The organism is Collinsella aerofaciens, assembly GCF_015561195.1.
Classification (GTDB): Bacteria; Actinomycetota; Coriobacteriia; order Coriobacteriales; family Coriobacteriaceae; genus Collinsella; species Collinsella aerofaciens_AC.
In genome coordinates this window covers 375879-391319 of record NZ_JADMSU010000001.1, presented here as the reverse complement: position 1 = coordinate 391319, position 15441 = coordinate 375879, and the positions used below count along the sequence as shown (strand labels likewise).

Here is a 15441-nt window from a genome sequence, read left to right as displayed (position 1 = left end):
AGCTATCGTATGTTTGGGGCCGCACACGTCGTGCCCCGGAAACAGGAGTTCAACATGATTCTGACCGTTACCATGAACCCGTCGATCGATACGCGCTATCAACTCGACAAGCTGATCATCGACGACGTGAACCGCGTGACGCCCGAAAAGACCGCTGGCGGCAAGGGCCTCAACGTGAGCCGTGTGCTGCTGCAGTTGGGTGACGATGTGCTCGCGACCGGTCTGCTCGGCGGCCACATGGGTGCCTATATGGCCGAGCTTATGGATGCCGACGGCGTCAAGAACGACTTTGTGCCCATCGCCGGTGAGACGCGCATTTGCTTGAATATTCTGCACGAGGGTAATCAGACCGAGCTGCTGGAGAGCGGCCCGCAGATCGCCCCGGCCGAGCTCGAGGCCTTTACGGCCAAGTTCGCCGAGCTTGCAGCGAAGGCGAACGTTGTGACGCTTTCGGGATCGCTGCCGCGTGGCGTCGATGCTGGCTACTATGCCGAGCTCGTCAAGATTGCCGAGGAGGCGGGCGCCAAGGTGCTGCTCGACACTTCGGGTGCATCGCTGGAGGCCGCGCTGGAGTCCGACGCTAAGCCTGAGCTCGTAAAGCCCAACCTGACCGAGATTAACGGCCTGCTGGGTACGTCCTTTACGACCGATGATGTCGATGCCCTGCGCGAGGCGCTTGCCGCCGATGGCCGCTTTGCTGGCATTCCCTGGGTTGTCGTATCGATGGGCGCTGCCGGGTCGGTGGGCTTCCATGAGGGTCGCGCGTTCCGCGCCAAGACGCCCGCGATTGCAGCTGTGAACGCGACGGGTTCCGGTGACTCGACCATCGCCGGTTTTGCGCATGCCATTGCTGCTGGTGCCGACGACGTCACGGTGCTCAAGACCGCCAATACCTGCGGCAAGCTCAACGCCATGGATCCCAAGACCGGCCACCTGGTCATGGACCGCTGGGATGAAATCTTCAACAACGTTGTCGTGACTGAACTCTAGGAGTCGCGACACCGAGCACACAAAAACGGCGCCCGTCGGCGATGTTGCCGGCGGGCGCCGTTGTCGTGTGGGCAGTTGTGTCGTGGCCGCTGATGAGGCTCGAACTCGTATGCTACAGCGAGTCGATAAAGCGCTGCTGGGCGTCGCGGCCGGCTTCGTCCCATTTAAAGACGCCGGCGTTGTCGAGTACGTGGCCAAACACTACGCCGACTTCCTCGTGCAGGATATCGATGGCGTTGTCGGCCGTAAGCTCGTCGGCGCGGCGGGCAAAAACGTCCTCGGCCCATGCAGCGTGGCTGCGGCAAAGATCATCGCCCTCGAGCGCGCTGGCAAGGTCGTAGCTGGCATTGGCCTTGGCCGCCAGCAGGTGCTCGCGGACAGCGCCGAGCTCGGGAACCAAGCGCGGCGGCAAAATCGCCAGGCCCATGACCTCAATCAGGCCGATGTTCTCCTTCTTAATGTGGTGATACTCGGCATGCGGGTGGAACACGCCCAGCGGATGCTCGTCGGTCGTGATGTTGCAGCGAAGCGCCAGGTAGGCCTCGTAGATTTCGCCGCCGGCATTGCCGCGGGAGTCAACGCGGCGGATGACGGGCGTCACGGTGTTGTGCGCCACGCCATCGGCTGTGTGCGCGATGACGCCCACCGATTCATCGGTCCACTCGCGCCATGCCAGGATAATCTTCTCGGCAGCGTCGAGCAGCTGAGCGCGGTCATGCGAGCGCAGGCGCAGCACCGAGAGCGGCCACTGCAGCACGGTACCGGTGACCTGGTCAAATCCGGGCACGCTAAACTTCGAGACCTCGGCGGCGTGCATCATGGGGAACTCGTGCGCACCGCCCTGGAAGTGGTCGTGCGACAAGATCGAGCCGCCCACGATGGGCAGGTCGGCGTTGGAGCCAATAAAGTAGTGCGGGAACAGGTCGACAAAGTCGAGCAGGCAGGTCAGGCCCTTGCGGTCGACGTGCATCGGACGATGCTCGGAGCTCATGGCAATGCAGTGCTCGTTAAAGTACGCGTACGGGCTGTACTGGAAGCCCCAGCGCTCGCCGTCGAGCTGGATGGGGATAACGCGCAGATTCTGGCGGGCGGGGTGAGCGCCGCCGTCGGCTGCGGCGGAGCGTCCGGGATAGCCCTCGTTTTCGATGCAGAGCTGGCAGGCGGGATACTTCTCGCCCGTGTTCTTGGCTGCACCTGCCGCGGCGATATCGCGCGGGTCCTTCTCGGGCTTGGACAGGTTGATGGTGATCTCCAGATCGCCCCAGTTGGTGGGGGCGCGCCATTTGATGTTGCGCGCGATGGCGGCACGGCGCACGTAGCCGGCGTCGCAGCATAGGCCGTAGAACCAGTCGGTCGCGGCGCGAGGCTCGTTGACGCCCATGCGTCCGTTGAACTCCTCGTTTACAACCGAAGGTCTCGGCATGAGCGCGCCCATGATGCGCATGGCGATGCGGTCGCGGCCCGACGCCGTGTCCTCGGCGGCGCCGTTGGCAACGGCAGCCTCGGAAAGCGCGGCAAGCGTGCCCTCCAGGTCAAAGTCGGGAAGGGTGTCGGGGTGCAAAAGCGAAATCTTCTCGGTCTTGAGCGCCCAAGCCATGTCGAGTGCGGGGCCCGTGGCGCCGATGCACTCCAAAATGGTGTTGTATGCCCAGATACGGTCGTCCTGTCCGATCATCGATCGGTGGATGGCATATTCGATGAGGCCCTGTGCAGCCTCGCGCACGTCGGTCATTACAGCCATGCCGCGTAAGCCCCCTTGTCAGAAATCGCGTAGTGGCGGGCAGAGCCCTCGCCCAGCCAGCCGTTCATCTTGGCAATGAAGGTGTCGACCAGATCGAGCGGCACGAAGGCCTGGATGGTACCGCCAAAGCCGCCGCCGTGAATACGAACGGCGCCACGGCCGTCGAGCACATGCTCGGCAAGAGCAAGCGCGTACATGGAGGGCTGCTCGGAACCCAGCTTGGCAACAACATTCTGCAGGTACATGGCAGAGCTGGCGCCGGACTCGCGCGTCAGGACCAGGAACTGGTCAATGTCGCCGGCGTTCAGGGCTGCCCAGCGCTTGTCGACCAGGCCGTTCTCGTACCAGTAGTGAACGGCGCGCAGGCAGGCGCGGTCGCCCAGCTTGGCGCGCAGCTCGGGGAGCTTGGCGTCAAAGTCGGCAACGTCGACCTCACACAGGCGCGCCTTGCCAAACTCGGCGGCGACGTCCTGCATTTCGCGCGGAACGGCGGCGTAGTCGTCGGTGGCGGCCACGTGGTCGGCGCCGACCTTAACGAGCACGAGCGCATAGCCATGATCCTCAAAGTTGAGCTCGAGCTTCTTGGTCTTAGGCTGAGCCTGGTCCTCAAAGTCCATGTAGGCGAGGCCGCCCAAGCACACGGCAGCTTGGTCCATCAGACCGCAGGGCTTGCCGTAGTAGTTGTTCTCGGTGCGCTGGCTCATCTGCGCAAGCGCGACGGGCTCAATGGCAGGCGCGCCCCAGAGCGTCTCCATGGCACGACCGTATGCCGCCTCGACAGCAGCGGAGCTGGAAAGGCCGCCGCCCGAGGGAACGGAGCAGGTGAAGGCGAAGTCGAAGCCTTGGGGCTCAACACCAAGCGCTGCGACCTCGTGGGCCATACCGCGCACGAGGCTTGCGGACGTGCCCTTCTCGGACTCTTGAATATCCAGCGTGTCGAGCGTGATCTCAAACGTAGGATAGCCCTCGTCGGCGACGCGAACCTTGTTGGAATCGGTTGCCACGGCGATGCCGTCGACGGCGACATCGAGCGAGCCGGCGATAACGTGGCCACCTTCGTGGTCGGTGTGGTTGCCGCTGATCTCGGAACGGCCGGGCGCGTGCACGTAGAGCACCTGGCGGTCGCCGATGGGGCCAAACTCCTCCTCAAACAGCTTGGTGAGTGTGGCGAATGTCTTTTCGTCGGGGGTGGTCATGGGGGTCCTTTCCTTGGCGCGCACGGGTGAGTTTTGCGTCGTTATGAGTACGTTAACAACTTGAAGCGGCATGAACCAAGTGTTCACGATACCGCACGTTACGGGCTATGTTAACGTACTCATAACACATCGCTTGTTACTTTTTGAGAATCTGGTAATCGGTAGATTTTCGGCCGTGAACGGTGTGGCTGTATGGACATATGGAGCAAAAGAACCGCTGATAGAAAAAGTAGAGTACGTTAACATGCGTCCGACGATAGCGGGCTTCGGCGCGGGGTGTGTTTCTGCCCGGGTCGGCATTCGCGCTATTCAGATCTCGCAAGGGTGAAGGTGATCCAGTGGCAAGGCGCCCGTCCAACGATACAGGTACGCGTCCGGTCTCCATGGCTGACGTCGCCCGCGCTGCTGGCGTTTCGCAGCAGACGGTTTCGCGCGTCGCTAACGGCTTGCCTAACGTCAACGAGCAGACGCGCCAGCGCGTGCAAGCCGCTATGCAAGAGCTGGGCTTTCGTCCGAGTTATGCCGGTCGTTCGCTGCGCGACGGCCGTTACCACTCGGTCGGCCTGTGCGTCAACGATGTCACCAAGTTTGGCAACCTCTCAATGATCGACGGCATCGCCAGCGCTGCTCGCGAGCATAATTGCGCCATCACGCTGGTCGAGATGTCCAAGACCGAGGAGTTTTCGCTTGCCGAGGCCACGCGTCGTATGGCCGCGCTGCCCGTGGACGGCATCATTATCGGCATGAGTCGCATGGCGCCCGATTTTGAGACGTTTGATCCACTGCCGGGCATTGGCACGGTCATCGTTACCATGTACGCGCATCCGCGCGTGACCACAGTTGACTCCGATCATTACGGCTGCTCGCTATTGCTTATGGATCACCTGTTTGAGCTGGGGCACGAGCAGATTCGCTATATTGGCGGCCCGTCGTTCTCGGTCGACGAGCAATTTCGTCGCGCCGGTTGGCAGGATGCGCTCGAGCGTAAACACATCGAGCTGGCAGAGTCGCTCGAGGGCGACTGGTCTGCCAATAGCGGTTACGAGGCCGGCAGATATCTAGCCGAGCACGACCGCGCCATGACGGCGATTTACGCGGCAAACGACCAGATGGCAAATGGCGCGATTGCCGCGCTGCGTGATAGCGGTCTGCGCGTGCCCGAGGACGTAAGCGTGGTGGGCGTCGATGATTCGCTCGATGATTTTGTAGCACACAACGAGCTCACGACCGTGCGATTCGATCTGCATCAGCGCGGACGCGAGGTGTTTGAGCATGCGGTTCCCGAGGCGGGTATGGTGGGCAAAACCGTTGCCATTCGTATTCCCGGCCAACTCATCGTTCGACATAGTACGGCGGCACCGCGCGCATAGTTTCCGCAGGTCAACGGTGATATGTTGAACATCAATAACAATCGGTAAGGATGTCGGTAGATAGCTGTTGGGATGTAGCCGAGTGCTATGATAGACGGGCTCTTTTGTCTATCTAGGAGGCTTTGCCTGATGGAGATCACCAAGGATATCCGCTACGTTGGCGTCGACGATCACGACATTGACCTGTTCGAGGGCCAGTACGATGTGTCCGAGAACGGTATGGCATACAACAGCTACGTTATCTTGGGCGAAAAGATTGCTGTCGCCGATTCAGTCGACGGCGGTTTTGTCGACGAGTGGCTCGGTAACATCGAAGCCGTGCTCGACGGCCGCACGCCCGATTACCTGGTCGTTCACCATATGGAGCCCGATCACTCCGCTGGCATCGCCGCCTTTATGGAGCGCTATCCCCAAGCGCAGATTGTGGCCAGCATGGGCGCTTTCCGCATGATGGTCAACTACTTTGGTACCGACTTCCCCGAGCGCAAGATGGTCGTCAAAGAGGGCGACGTGCTCGACTTGGGCGGCCACAGCCTGACGTTTGTCGGCGCTCCCAACGTTCACTGGCCCGAGGTGCTGTTCTCTTACGAGGCCACCGACAAGGTGCTCTTTAGTGCCGATGGCTTTGGCAAGTTTGGTGCCAATGACATCGAAGATCCGGAAGGGTGGGCCTGCGAGGCACGCCGTTACTACTTTGGCATCGTGGGAAAGTTCGGCAAGTTCGTGCAGGCCGTGCTCAAGAAGGCCGCCGATTTGGACATTCAGGTTATCTGTCCGCTCCATGGCCCCGTGCTAACTGAGAACCTGGGCTACTACCTCGACACCTACAACACCTGGTCGAGCTATCAACCCGAGGACGAGGGAATCACCATTGCCTACGCGAGCGTGTATGGCCACCTGAAGGCTGCCGTTGAGGAGCTTGCATCTGCGCTCGAGGCCCGCGGCCAGAAGGTTTCCGTCTTTGACCTGGCTCGCGACGACATGGCCGAGGCCGTTGAGGATGCGTTCCGCTATGACCGCCTGGTGCTCGCCTCCATTACCTATCAGGGCGAGATCTTCCCGTTCATGAGCACCTTTATCCACACGCTTGCCGAGCACGCCTACCAGAACCGTACGGTGGCGCTCGTCGAGGCCGGCTCCTGGGCGCCCGCCGCTGCCAAGGTTATGACCAAGGAGCTCGAGGGCATGAAGGACATCACCCTGACGCAGAACAAGGTGACCGTCCTGGGTTCGCTCAACGACGCCTCGCGCGCTCAGATCGAGGCTCTCGCCGACGAGCTTTCCAAGTAGCGACACGTTCACTTTTAACGCTCAAACCACCACAAAGGGGACAGGCACCCTTGTGGTGGTTTTTGTTTAAGCGCCGGCGATGATGAGGTTCGGGCGGGCTTCGTCGGTGGCCTCGGCGATTGAGGTGGCGACGGCATCGTCGGGATCACGGTCCATCACGATGGTGTCGACGTCGGCAAGCTCGGCAAAGCGGTACATGCCGCGTCCGTTGACCTTACTGGCGTCCATGAGGGCGACACTTTGACGGGCGGCACCGACCATAGCCGCTTTGGTCTCGGCCATCTGCGGAAAGTCGGTCGTAAAGCCGCAGCCGGGAACAAAGGCGCCGGGGCACATGACGGCAAGGTCGGCGTGGACCATTTGGAGCGCCTGCATGGTAAGTGGGCCGTACAGATAGCGATGACCTTTGCGCAGTGCCCCGCCCAGCATGACGACATCGACTGAGGGCATGCTCTCGTCGATGTAATCGGCAATGGTAATGTCGGCCGTGATGACGGTGATGCCATCGCGCTGGTCGAGCAAGCGGACAAACTCGAGCGCTGTGGTGCCCGAGTCGACGAGCAGCGTGTCGCCGTCATTGACGAGTTCGATGGCGCTTTGTGCGATGGCCTGCTTGGCGGCGACATTGACGTTGATACGGCGATCCTGGGTGGATACGGTCAGTCGCTTCTGGAGCGACACAGCGCCGCCATGCGTGCGGCGCAGCTTGCCGGACTCGGCGAGCGCGTCTAGGTCGGCGCGGGCGGTAACGGAGGACACGCCAAAGGTCTGGGCGATTTCTGCCACTTGCACCGAGGCGTTATGTTCGAGCATTTCCATAATGGCGGCACGACGCTCATCGGCGAAAGCTCTGGTTGTTGCATGGGCCATATCCGCTCCATCATTGTCTGAAATTTGCAGGAATTGTGTTGAGTCTATTTTCGTTCATTTTCTTTTTAAGTAAGAAAACGCCTTTCGATTACTTACTTTTTCTATAAAAGAAAGATGATCAAGGCTCAAAACTCAATTTCGAACACGCGCGCTCGGGTTCAACCCCTTCCGTTTACTTTTCAAAAACGACTGTATTGACCTGCATGGGCTCAATATCTCGCACGTGCAAAGCCGCTGAATTTCATACAATGAGCGCAGCAAAACGCAAGGTAAAACGCCTTGTGAACAACTACGCCCGATGTCCAGATGCGGGCGAGGGAGAGGAGCAAACGCTCATGGCACTTGTTACCACCGAAAAGATGCTCAAGGACGCTCAGGCCGGCCACTACGCCGTCGGCGCGTTCAACGTCGAGAACCTCGAGTTTGTTATGGCCGTTCTGGCCGCTGCCGAGGAGACCAAGTCCCCCGTCATCATGCAGACCACCCCGGGCACCATCAAGACCGCTGGTCTGGACTACTTCTACGGCATGGTCAAGGCTGCCGCCGAGCGCGCTTCCGTGCCCGTTGCCCTGCACCTCGATCACGGCGATGGCTATGACCGCTGCATGCAGGCTTTCCGCACTGGCTACACCTCTGTCATGATCGACGGCTCGCACGAGTCCTTCGAGGACAACATCGCCCTGACCAAGTCCGTCGCCGACGCCGGCCGCGCCATGGGCGTGCCCGTCGAGGCCGAACTCGGTAAGGTTGGCGGCAAGGAGGACGATGGTCCCGCGGTTGAGGGCGAGAGCCCCTACACCGATCCGGCCGAGGCCAAGGAGTTTGTCGAGCGTACCGGCTGCACCTCCCTCGCAATTGGCGTTGGCACCAGCCACGGTGTGTACACGAGCGATCCGCACATCGAGCAGTCCGTGGTCAAGGCCATCCGCGACGCCGTCGACGTGCCGCTGGTTCTGCACGGCACCTCCGGTGTGCCCGATGAGCAGGTTGCCGAGGCTGTGAAGAACGGCATCTGCAAGGTCAACTACGCCACCGAGCTGCGTCAGGCCTACACCAAGGGCTTCATGGCCTACATGGCCGAGAATCCTGCCTGCTTCGACCCCAAGAAGCCGGCCAAGGAGGGTATGCGTGAGATCACCGAGCTGGTTAAGATCCGCATGACCAACCTCAACTCTGTGGGCAAAGCAGAGTAACAGCAAGGGTACTCCGACTCGCCACATATCCCGGGGAGGGACGAGGGCTTAGTTCCCCAATCGTCCTCGGGCATGCAAAAAGCCTCGCTGCGCACTTCGTGCGGCGAGGCTTTTTGCCCCCTGCGGAAAGATTGGGGAACTAAGCCCTCGTCCCTCCCAGGTTGACCTACTCGAGGTCGTCGCCCTTGTGGTGTTGGGGCTGAAAGGGTGGGACGCGTGGGTTATTTGGTTGTTAGGGTTAGTAGGTCGTTGGGGGTTTTGAGGTTGTAGGTGGCATTTGGGATGTCTTGGTGTGATCCCCATGCTGCTCTGGCAAAACTGACCCCTGCCGAAGTTGCGCATTGTTCGTCGTAGACGGTGTCGCCAACGTAGACGACGTTGCCAGGATTCGCGCCCGCACGTCGGAGATATTCGAGCATGGGTGCGGGTGCGGGTTTATGTTCGGTTGTGTCTTCGACAAGGATGATGTGCTCAAAATACTTATCGAAACCAAGGGGTGCAATTTCTTTTGCGTATTCGTCGCGCGCACGTGAGGAGACGATGCCAAGTTTGCAGCCGCTATCGGCGAGTGTTGCGATGACTTCAAGCAAACCTGGAAACACGCTGATGGTGCTTTTAAAGCTGGCGGCAACTTGGCACCAGCGATCCAACGTTGCCTGCGAGTAGATCCCAAGTTTCTCAAGGGCATCCTTGCCGGGTATGCCGAGGGCAAAGTCAAGCTCGTGTCGGGGAAGCGTTTTGCTGGTCTCTTCTTGGACAATCTGGACAAGCGATGACAGAACGCTTTCTTCTGTATCTGCCAATGTCCCATCAACGTCAAATACGATATGGTCAAAGTGCTTCATATGATTGCTCCTCTCTGTTGTTTGCCTGCAAGTTTGATGCAGTGACAGAAGAAGGGCTAGCGGGATTTCTGCCTGGTGCTATCGAGATTCTGCCTCGCTGCTCGATAGCTCGAAGGAGTGCACCCCATTTGTTCTTTAAATACCTGGCCAAGATGGCTTGCTGTTATAAATCCGCATTGGCGCGCGACTGTCTGTACCGTTCGCGTGGTGTGTGCCAAAAGTTCGCAAGCACGGTTTATGCGGTATGCGCGTAGATATGCCGCCGGGGTCGTTCCTGCACAAGTTTCGATAATGCGGTAACACTCTCTTTCGCTTACGCCGGCTGCAGATGCCATCTGGGGCACATCTATAGCGGCTGCATAGTTTGCGCGGATAAAGTCCAGGATTGCCTTGAACTGTACGTCGCGGCTGGTCATCCAAGAGGCGCCGTCGGAAGAAAAGAGCGGTTCGGTCTTGACGTTAATCTGAATCCAGAGCTCTGACAAACTATTTCGAAGCGCCATCTCGTTCTGCGGCCGTTGAAGGTCGTGGCTAAAGGAGCTCTTCAGCAAATCGATAAAGGGCATATCGTCGGGATTGGTGGGCGACCATTTGAGCACATCGACGCCTCGACATTGAAGCAATGGGTTGATGTAGCGCTTTTGGAGACGTCCCGCGGGATCGCCGAGCATCGACGGCTGAAAGATATGTAGCATTTGAATGGCTGGCGCCGAATTGGGTGATTGCAGCGTGCTGTGCAAAACGCCGCCGTTGATAAAGCCGGCGGACCCTTCCTCAAAGCGTACGTGCTCATGAGCCGCGTGCGTTCGATAGTCAATCGCTCCCTGCTCCATGTAGAAAAGCTCAACTTCGGAATGCCAGTGCCAGGGGGCGGAATTGCCCGGATAGCGAGCGAATTCTGCGCGTTCGGCAATATAGGGCCAGTCTTCGGCGGTCTCGGGAAACGCTTCCTCGCGTCCTCCGCGGTGCAATTCTATGTGATCCATGTTTCGCATGGCATCAGTATAAAGCGCGATGGGCTTAGATTGCTCTTGCCTGTTCGGGGAACGCCTTGTCTAGGGATGCTTTGAGCTTTTCGAACGATGCTCGTAAGTTGAGGTTCTGATCGGTTGAGCGCTTGGTTTTTGTGTTGGGGGAGTCGAGGAGACCGTTTCTCTGTGTCGGGGGGAAGGAGAAAAGGTCTGCATGTTTTAGGGATGGCTGCTGTGCTGCGTCATTGGAAGAATGCATGCTTATGCGGCCTCCTCGATGTCCACCAAAAGGTTGCGCACAGGGTGTGCTGCTAGGTCCCGTGCGTTGGCAGTATTATGCAGCGGACCGTTCAAAGAAGCGCTAAAGAAAGGCTTAACCTGGTTTGGTGTTACGATGAAACTGCAGGTCAGAGGTATCGAGTAACAATCTTGAAAGGTTTTGGGCTTAAGGGCTTTCTAAGGTTTGTGACGTGGATGTGGCGCGGACGTGCGGAGCGTGTGAATGCTCGCTGTTAGCGCTGCGGCTCTGCGGCGCGCACCTGCTCGATGACCTTTTCCATGGTGGCGTCAATACGGTCCTTTTTGAGCTCGCATTCCCAGATGGTTATGGGCGTCCAGCCCATTTCGGTGAGCGCTGCCACGGCGGCACGGTCGCGCTCGACGTTGCGACGGAACTTTGCCTCCCAAAACTCAACATTGCGCTTGGGCTGGCTGGGGTTGCACTTGGGGCAGCGGTGCCAAAAGCAGCCGTTGACGAAGATGGCGATCTTGCGCCCAGGAAAGGCGATGTCGGGCTTGCCGGGAACCTTCCATTCCAGGCGATAGCCGGTGAGGCCCGCTGCCCGCAGGCGCTGGCGAACGAGCAGCTCGGGCTTGGTGTTGGCGCGCTTGTTGCCCTTCATGGACTTTTTGATGGCGGCGCGACGGCGCACGAGCTCACGCTCGTCGGCGGAAAGGTCCGAGGTATCGATGCCGTCGAGCAGGCCGGGCTTGGGACGCTTCTTGCTGCGGCGCTTAGGTGCGCGCTTGGGCTTGGTGGAGGGCTCGTCGGTCGCGGTGGCGTCGGCGTAGTTGGCAGTGCCGTTGGCCTCAAGCCGATCTTCCCTCAACTCAATCAGAGCATCGATAAGCCCTTTGTCGGCGGGCATCCACTCAACGGTGGCAAGCGAGGTGCGCGGAATCCAGCGGATATCGAGCTGGCGGTCGTGCTTCTGGGGCTCATCGGATTCATCGGCGAGCGAGCAGTAGTAGCACTCCATGGAGAGATGGAAATCGGGGTAGTCGTACTCAACGGTGTAGAAGTCACGCAGGTTGGTGACCTTCACCTGCAGCTCTTCCATGAGCTCGCGGCGCACGGCGTCCTCGGGCGTCTCGCCGCGCATGAGCTTGCCGCCGGGGAACTCCCAAAGTCCCTGCATGTCGCCATAGCCGCGCTGCACGGCAAGCAGCTCGTCGGATCCTTCCTTGCGAATGATCCCAGCGGCAACATGAACAGTCTTCAACAGAAGTCCTCTCTCAACATCAACAAGTGACAGGCTAGCTACCCGTACCTTACACAACGGTAAGGCAAGCGTAAGCCATATCGATGGTAGCCGACTCGGCTTCTTGCGACTATAGATGCCGTAGACTAATCGCAAGAAAGGACTCGGTATGCAAACCACGCACATGGCGACCCCGGTACTGGAGGTCGCGCATCTCGAAAAGGTATATGGAGCGCTGGGTAACGTGACCCGCGCGCTCAACGACGTCAGCTTTACCGTCAATCGCGGCGAATTCGTCGGCATCATGGGCGCTTCGGGCTCGGGCAAGTCGACGTTGCTCAACTGCGTGTCGACCATCGATAGCGCCACAAGTGGCACGATCCGCATCAACGGCCAGGATGTGACGCGCATGAAGCAGGCCAAGCTTTCGCAGTTCCGCCGCGAGGAGCTCGGCTTTATCTTCCAGGACTCCAACCTGCTCGATACGCTCACGGCGCGCGAGAACATCGCCCTGCCGCTCACCATCGCTCGCACAAACTCGGCAGAGATCTCGACCCGCGTGCAGGATGTGGCCGCGCGTCTGTCTATTAGCCAGGTGCTCGACAAGTACCCCTACCAGATGTCCGGCGGCCAGCAGCAGCGCGTTGCCGCGGCTCGCGCACTCGTCACCGACCCCACTATGATTATGGCCGACGAGCCCACCGGCGCCCTCGATTCCAAGAGCGCTCGTCTGCTGCTCGAGAGCCTGGAGGCCCTTAACCGCCGCCTACGCGCCACCGTGCTCATGGTCACGCATGACAGCTTTGCCGCCAGCTACACGAGCCGTGTGCTGTTTATCCGCGACGGCAAGATCTTCACCGAGCTGCGCCGTGGCGACACCGACCGCCGAGAGTTCTTCGACCGCATTATGGAGGTCGTTGCCATGATGGGCGGTGAGGGCTCCGATGCTCTGTAAACTCGCTTGGGGCAACGTCCGCCGCGCCGGGCGCGACTACCTCGTCTACCTTTTGACGCTCACCCTGGGCGTCACGGTCTTCTATGCCTTTAACACCATCTCGATGCAGGTCGACATCGCCGGAATCGATGAAGAGGGCTTGGCACAGGTTATGGGCAGCATGCTCGGCTACCTGACGTACTTTTTGGCCGGTGTCATGGCCTTTTTGATGGTGTACGCCAATAACTTCATCATGAAACGCCGCAAGAAGGAGTTTGGCCTGTACCAGGTGCTCGGCATGGGGCGCGGGCGCGTCGCCACGATCATGGCGCTCGAGACCGTGATAGTATCGGTCGTGGCCTTTGTCGCCGGCATTGTGCTGGGTGTGGGACTCTCCCAGCTCATGACGTTCTTTACGGCCTCGCTCTTTAAGACACGGATCGCCAATTTCCACTTCTTTTTCTCGGTGCATGCGTTCAACCTGACCCTTGCCTGCATGCTCGTAATGTTTGTGCTCACGCTACTGCTGAACCTTCGCGCCGTGCGTCGCACCAGGCTCATTGAGCTCATGGGTGCCGAGCGTCGCAACGAGAGCATCAAGACGCGCAACCCCTGGATCGCGATTGCCATCTTTGCCGTGGGCGTGGCGCTTGTGGGCGTGGCCTATTACCGTCTGCTACGTGATGGGTTCCCACTAACCGCGACGGACAGCAAGCTGCAAGAGGCCATGAGCCAGTTTGGCATTACGACCGCTATGGTTACAGTGGGTACCTTTGCGCTGTTCTGGGGACTCTCCGGCATGCTCATCAAGCTGCTGCAGAGCCTGCGCGGCGTGTACTGGCGCGGCCTCAACATGTTTACCGTGCGCCAGCTTGCGGCCAAGGTCAACACGGTGTGCTTTTCGATGGGCGTCATCGCGATGATTCTGTTTTTGGCCATTACCTCGGTGACCTGCGGTATGTCGATTGCCAACGTGATGAACGAAAACCTGGAGCGCTATAACCCTGTTGACGTGTCTCAGACGTATGTCTATTACACGCCCGAAACGCTCGACTACTACAAGGAGTATGTCAATCCGTCTGAGGCCGATCGCATGGTGCTGGCCGATGCAACGGTCGATTTGTACGCTGCATGGCATGGCGATCGTAAAGATCCCGATAACGTTGCAGACGGTATTAAGGGCAAGTCGGCGGACAACAACGACGAGACCGGCAAGAAGGTCAATATCGCCGATGTTGCCGGTGAGCATGTGCAGATCGATTCGTATCTGAGTTACCCGCTTGGCGGCTCGGGCCCCTCGGTGGTGGCGGGTGAGATGTGCAAGGCCATGGGCGAAAAGCTTCCCAAGGCGCTCGAGGGAAGCAACGCCGATGCGATGGGTCTGTATGTGACGCCGGCGAGCCAGTACAACAAACTGCGCCAGATGATGGGCGAGGAGCCGGTGAGCATTGGCCGCGACCAGTATTTGCTCACGTGTGATATGGGCGGTGAGCTGGGCGACCTGTACACCAAGTATATGGCTGGCGGCCATGCCCTAACCTTGGGCGGGCATACGCTCAAGCCCGCAACCGATAAGTCGGACGAGGACACGGCGGCCATCGCCAACTCGGCGATGGGCAGCAATCCCGGTACCGTGGTCGTAGCCGATGAGCTGCTGTCCCAGCTTAAACTGCAACCGTATTCCAGTAATCTGCTCGTTAATTACAAACAGGGTATGGATACGACCGAGGCAGACGAGAGCATTAAATACACCTTGCTCGACAATCTGCTTGTTGACGGCAAGGAGCCGGGGTCGTGGGGAGTCTTCATCACGCGTTCCGAGATGTACACGCAAGCAGCGCAGATGAACGGAATGATTAGCTATCTGGCCATCTACATTGGCTTTGTACTGGTCGTTGCGTGCGCGGCGATACTGTCGATCCAGCAGCTCTCCAATGTGGCCGACGGCAGCCGCAGCTATCGTGTGCTGGCACAGATCGGCTGTGACGACCGCCAGATCCGGCATTCGGTGATGGCGCAGCAAGCGGTGTTCTTCCTGTTCCCGCTGGCAGTGGGCTTGGCGCACTCCTTTGTGGCGCTTAAGGTGATCATCGAGCTGGTGAGCGTATTCGGCGATATGAGCATCGCCGGCACCGTGGGCCTCACCTGCGCGATTTTCCTGGCGGCCTATGGTGGCTACTTCCTGGTGACCTACCTCATGAGCGCTGGCATGGTGCAAGCTGCCATCGCCACCCGCTACAGCGAGTAACAAGCGGGCAAAACCGTCGCAAAATCAGAGCGAATAACCGCCGCGAAGGGAGTCCAGCTCCCTTCGCGGCGGTATTTTGCGTATCTGGTGCGTCTCAGATGCAAGTGAGTAGACTTATTCGGATATGCCGAGCACATCGCGGGTAGCGCCCAATAAAACCGCAGGTCAGGGCTGTGGCGTTTTGAGGTGTGCTCGGCCTCCTGCAAGAAGCCTACTCACTTGGTTTTTTCTGCTAGAAGACCGCCGCGAGGGAAAGCAGCTCCCCCGCGGCGGTCAGCGTTTGCCCAGATAAAACCTGCCAAAATAAACCTG

12 protein-coding genes are annotated in these 15441 nt (G+C 59.5%); 6 read left to right on the top strand and 6 right to left on the bottom strand.

Translation table 11 applies throughout. From position 1 onward, the window contains the following. The first annotated feature begins 54 nt into the window (after nt 1-54). Nucleotides 55-990, top strand: a complete 936-nt coding sequence (locus I2H81_RS01710) for a hexose kinase (RefSeq protein ID WP_195644293.1) — start codon at nt 55-57, stop codon at nt 988-990. A gap of 112 nt (nt 991-1102) precedes the next feature. Here the strand turns inward: I2H81_RS01710 and I2H81_RS01705 are convergent, their stop codons facing one another. Both I2H81_RS01705 and I2H81_RS01700 read right to left on the bottom strand, forming a co-directional pair. After that, nucleotides 1103-2731 (bottom strand): UDP-glucose--hexose-1-phosphate uridylyltransferase, encoded by a 1629-nt coding sequence (locus tag I2H81_RS01705; RefSeq protein WP_229107994.1) that lies wholly within the window; start codon nt 2729-2731, stop codon nt 1103-1105. Then, the gene (locus I2H81_RS01700; protein ID WP_195644292.1) at nt 2722-3927 is read right to left on the bottom strand and encodes a galactokinase; all 1206 of its coding nucleotides are present in this window, start codon (nt 3925-3927) and stop codon (nt 2722-2724) included. Before I2H81_RS01700 ends, I2H81_RS01705 begins: the two co-directional genes overlap by 10 nt. 383 nt (nt 3928-4310) lie before the next feature. On the opposite strand from I2H81_RS01700, the gene I2H81_RS01695 reads away from it, so the two are divergent. Together I2H81_RS01695 and I2H81_RS01690 are read left to right on the top strand one after the other, a co-directional pair. Then, nucleotides 4311-5297 (top strand): LacI family DNA-binding transcriptional regulator, encoded by a 987-nt coding sequence (locus tag I2H81_RS01695; RefSeq protein ID WP_195644384.1) that lies wholly within the window; start codon nt 4311-4313, stop codon nt 5295-5297. 129 nt (nt 5298-5426) lie between these two features. Further along, nucleotides 5427-6587, top strand: a complete 1161-nt coding sequence (locus I2H81_RS01690) for an FprA family A-type flavoprotein (RefSeq protein WP_195644291.1) — start codon at nt 5427-5429, stop codon at nt 6585-6587. Between the two features lie 66 nt (nt 6588-6653). On the opposite strand, the gene I2H81_RS01685 is transcribed toward I2H81_RS01690, so the two are convergent. Further along, nucleotides 6654-7457, bottom strand: a complete 804-nt coding sequence (locus tag I2H81_RS01685; protein ID WP_195644290.1) for a DeoR/GlpR family DNA-binding transcription regulator — start codon at nt 7455-7457, stop codon at nt 6654-6656. Between the two features lie 335 nt (nt 7458-7792). On the opposite strand from I2H81_RS01685, the gene I2H81_RS01680 reads away from it, so the two are divergent. Then, the gene (locus tag I2H81_RS01680; RefSeq protein WP_022095149.1) at nt 7793-8650 is read left to right on the top strand and encodes a class II fructose-bisphosphate aldolase; all 858 of its coding nucleotides are present in this window, start codon (nt 7793-7795) and stop codon (nt 8648-8650) included. 221 nt (nt 8651-8871) lie between these two features. Here I2H81_RS01680 and I2H81_RS01675 read toward each other — a convergent pair whose 3' ends face one another. The 3 genes from I2H81_RS01675 to vsr form a co-directional block, all read right to left on the bottom strand. Continuing rightward, nucleotides 8872-9495: an HAD family hydrolase gene (locus I2H81_RS01675; protein WP_089572377.1), complete on the bottom strand. Its 624-nt coding sequence runs from the start codon at nt 9493-9495 to the stop codon at nt 8872-8874. Nucleotides 9496-9551: 56 nt separating this feature from the next. Next, the gene (locus I2H81_RS01670; protein WP_195644289.1) at nt 9552-10481 is read right to left on the bottom strand and encodes an AraC family transcriptional regulator; all 930 of its coding nucleotides are present in this window, start codon (nt 10479-10481) and stop codon (nt 9552-9554) included. Between the two features lie 497 nt (nt 10482-10978). Next, the gene (gene vsr / locus I2H81_RS01665; protein WP_195644288.1) at nt 10979-11968 is read right to left on the bottom strand and encodes a DNA mismatch endonuclease Vsr; all 990 of its coding nucleotides are present in this window, start codon (nt 11966-11968) and stop codon (nt 10979-10981) included. 148 nt (nt 11969-12116) lie between these two features. Here vsr and I2H81_RS01660 point away from each other — a divergent pair, with 148 nt between their 5' ends. Both I2H81_RS01660 and I2H81_RS01655 read left to right on the top strand, forming a co-directional pair. After that, nucleotides 12117-12902, top strand: coding sequence for an ABC transporter ATP-binding protein (locus tag I2H81_RS01660; protein WP_006234847.1), 786 nt, complete (start codon nt 12117-12119; stop codon nt 12900-12902). After that, nucleotides 12892-15129: an ABC transporter permease gene (locus tag I2H81_RS01655; RefSeq protein WP_195644287.1), complete on the top strand. Its 2238-nt coding sequence runs from the start codon at nt 12892-12894 to the stop codon at nt 15127-15129. Before I2H81_RS01660 ends, I2H81_RS01655 begins: the two co-directional genes overlap by 11 nt. Nucleotides 15130-15441 lie beyond the last annotated feature (312 nt).

Bases quoted from the DNA above. Each gene is read 5' to 3' on its own strand.
- I2H81_RS01680 (WP_022095149.1), top strand. From the start codon at position 7,793: ATGGCACTTGTTACCACCGAAAAGATGCTCAAGGACGCTCAGGCCGGC.
- I2H81_RS01710 (WP_195644293.1), top strand. From the start codon at position 55: ATGATTCTGACCGTTACCATGAACCCGTCGATCGATACGCGCTATCAA.
- I2H81_RS01670 (WP_195644289.1), bottom strand. From the start codon at position 10,481: ATGGATCACATAGAATTGCACCGCGGAGGACGCGAGGAAGCGTTTCCC.
- I2H81_RS01695 (WP_195644384.1), top strand. From the start codon at position 4,311: ATGGCTGACGTCGCCCGCGCTGCTGGCGTTTCGCAGCAGACGGTTTCG.
- I2H81_RS01685 (WP_195644290.1), bottom strand. From the start codon at position 7,457: ATGGCCCATGCAACAACCAGAGCTTTCGCCGATGAGCGTCGTGCCGCC.
- I2H81_RS01675 (WP_089572377.1), bottom strand. From the start codon at position 9,495: ATGAAGCACTTTGACCATATCGTATTTGACGTTGATGGGACATTGGCA.
- I2H81_RS01690 (WP_195644291.1), top strand. From the start codon at position 5,427: ATGGAGATCACCAAGGATATCCGCTACGTTGGCGTCGACGATCACGAC.
- I2H81_RS01700 (WP_195644292.1), bottom strand. From the start codon at position 3,927: ATGACCACCCCCGACGAAAAGACATTCGCCACACTCACCAAGCTGTTT.
- I2H81_RS01660 (WP_006234847.1), top strand. From the start codon at position 12,117: ATGCAAACCACGCACATGGCGACCCCGGTACTGGAGGTCGCGCATCTC.
- I2H81_RS01705 (WP_229107994.1), bottom strand. From the start codon at position 2,731: ATGGCTGTAATGACCGACGTGCGCGAGGCTGCACAGGGCCTCATCGAA.
- I2H81_RS01655 (WP_195644287.1), top strand. From the start codon at position 12,892: ATGCTCTGTAAACTCGCTTGGGGCAACGTCCGCCGCGCCGGGCGCGAC.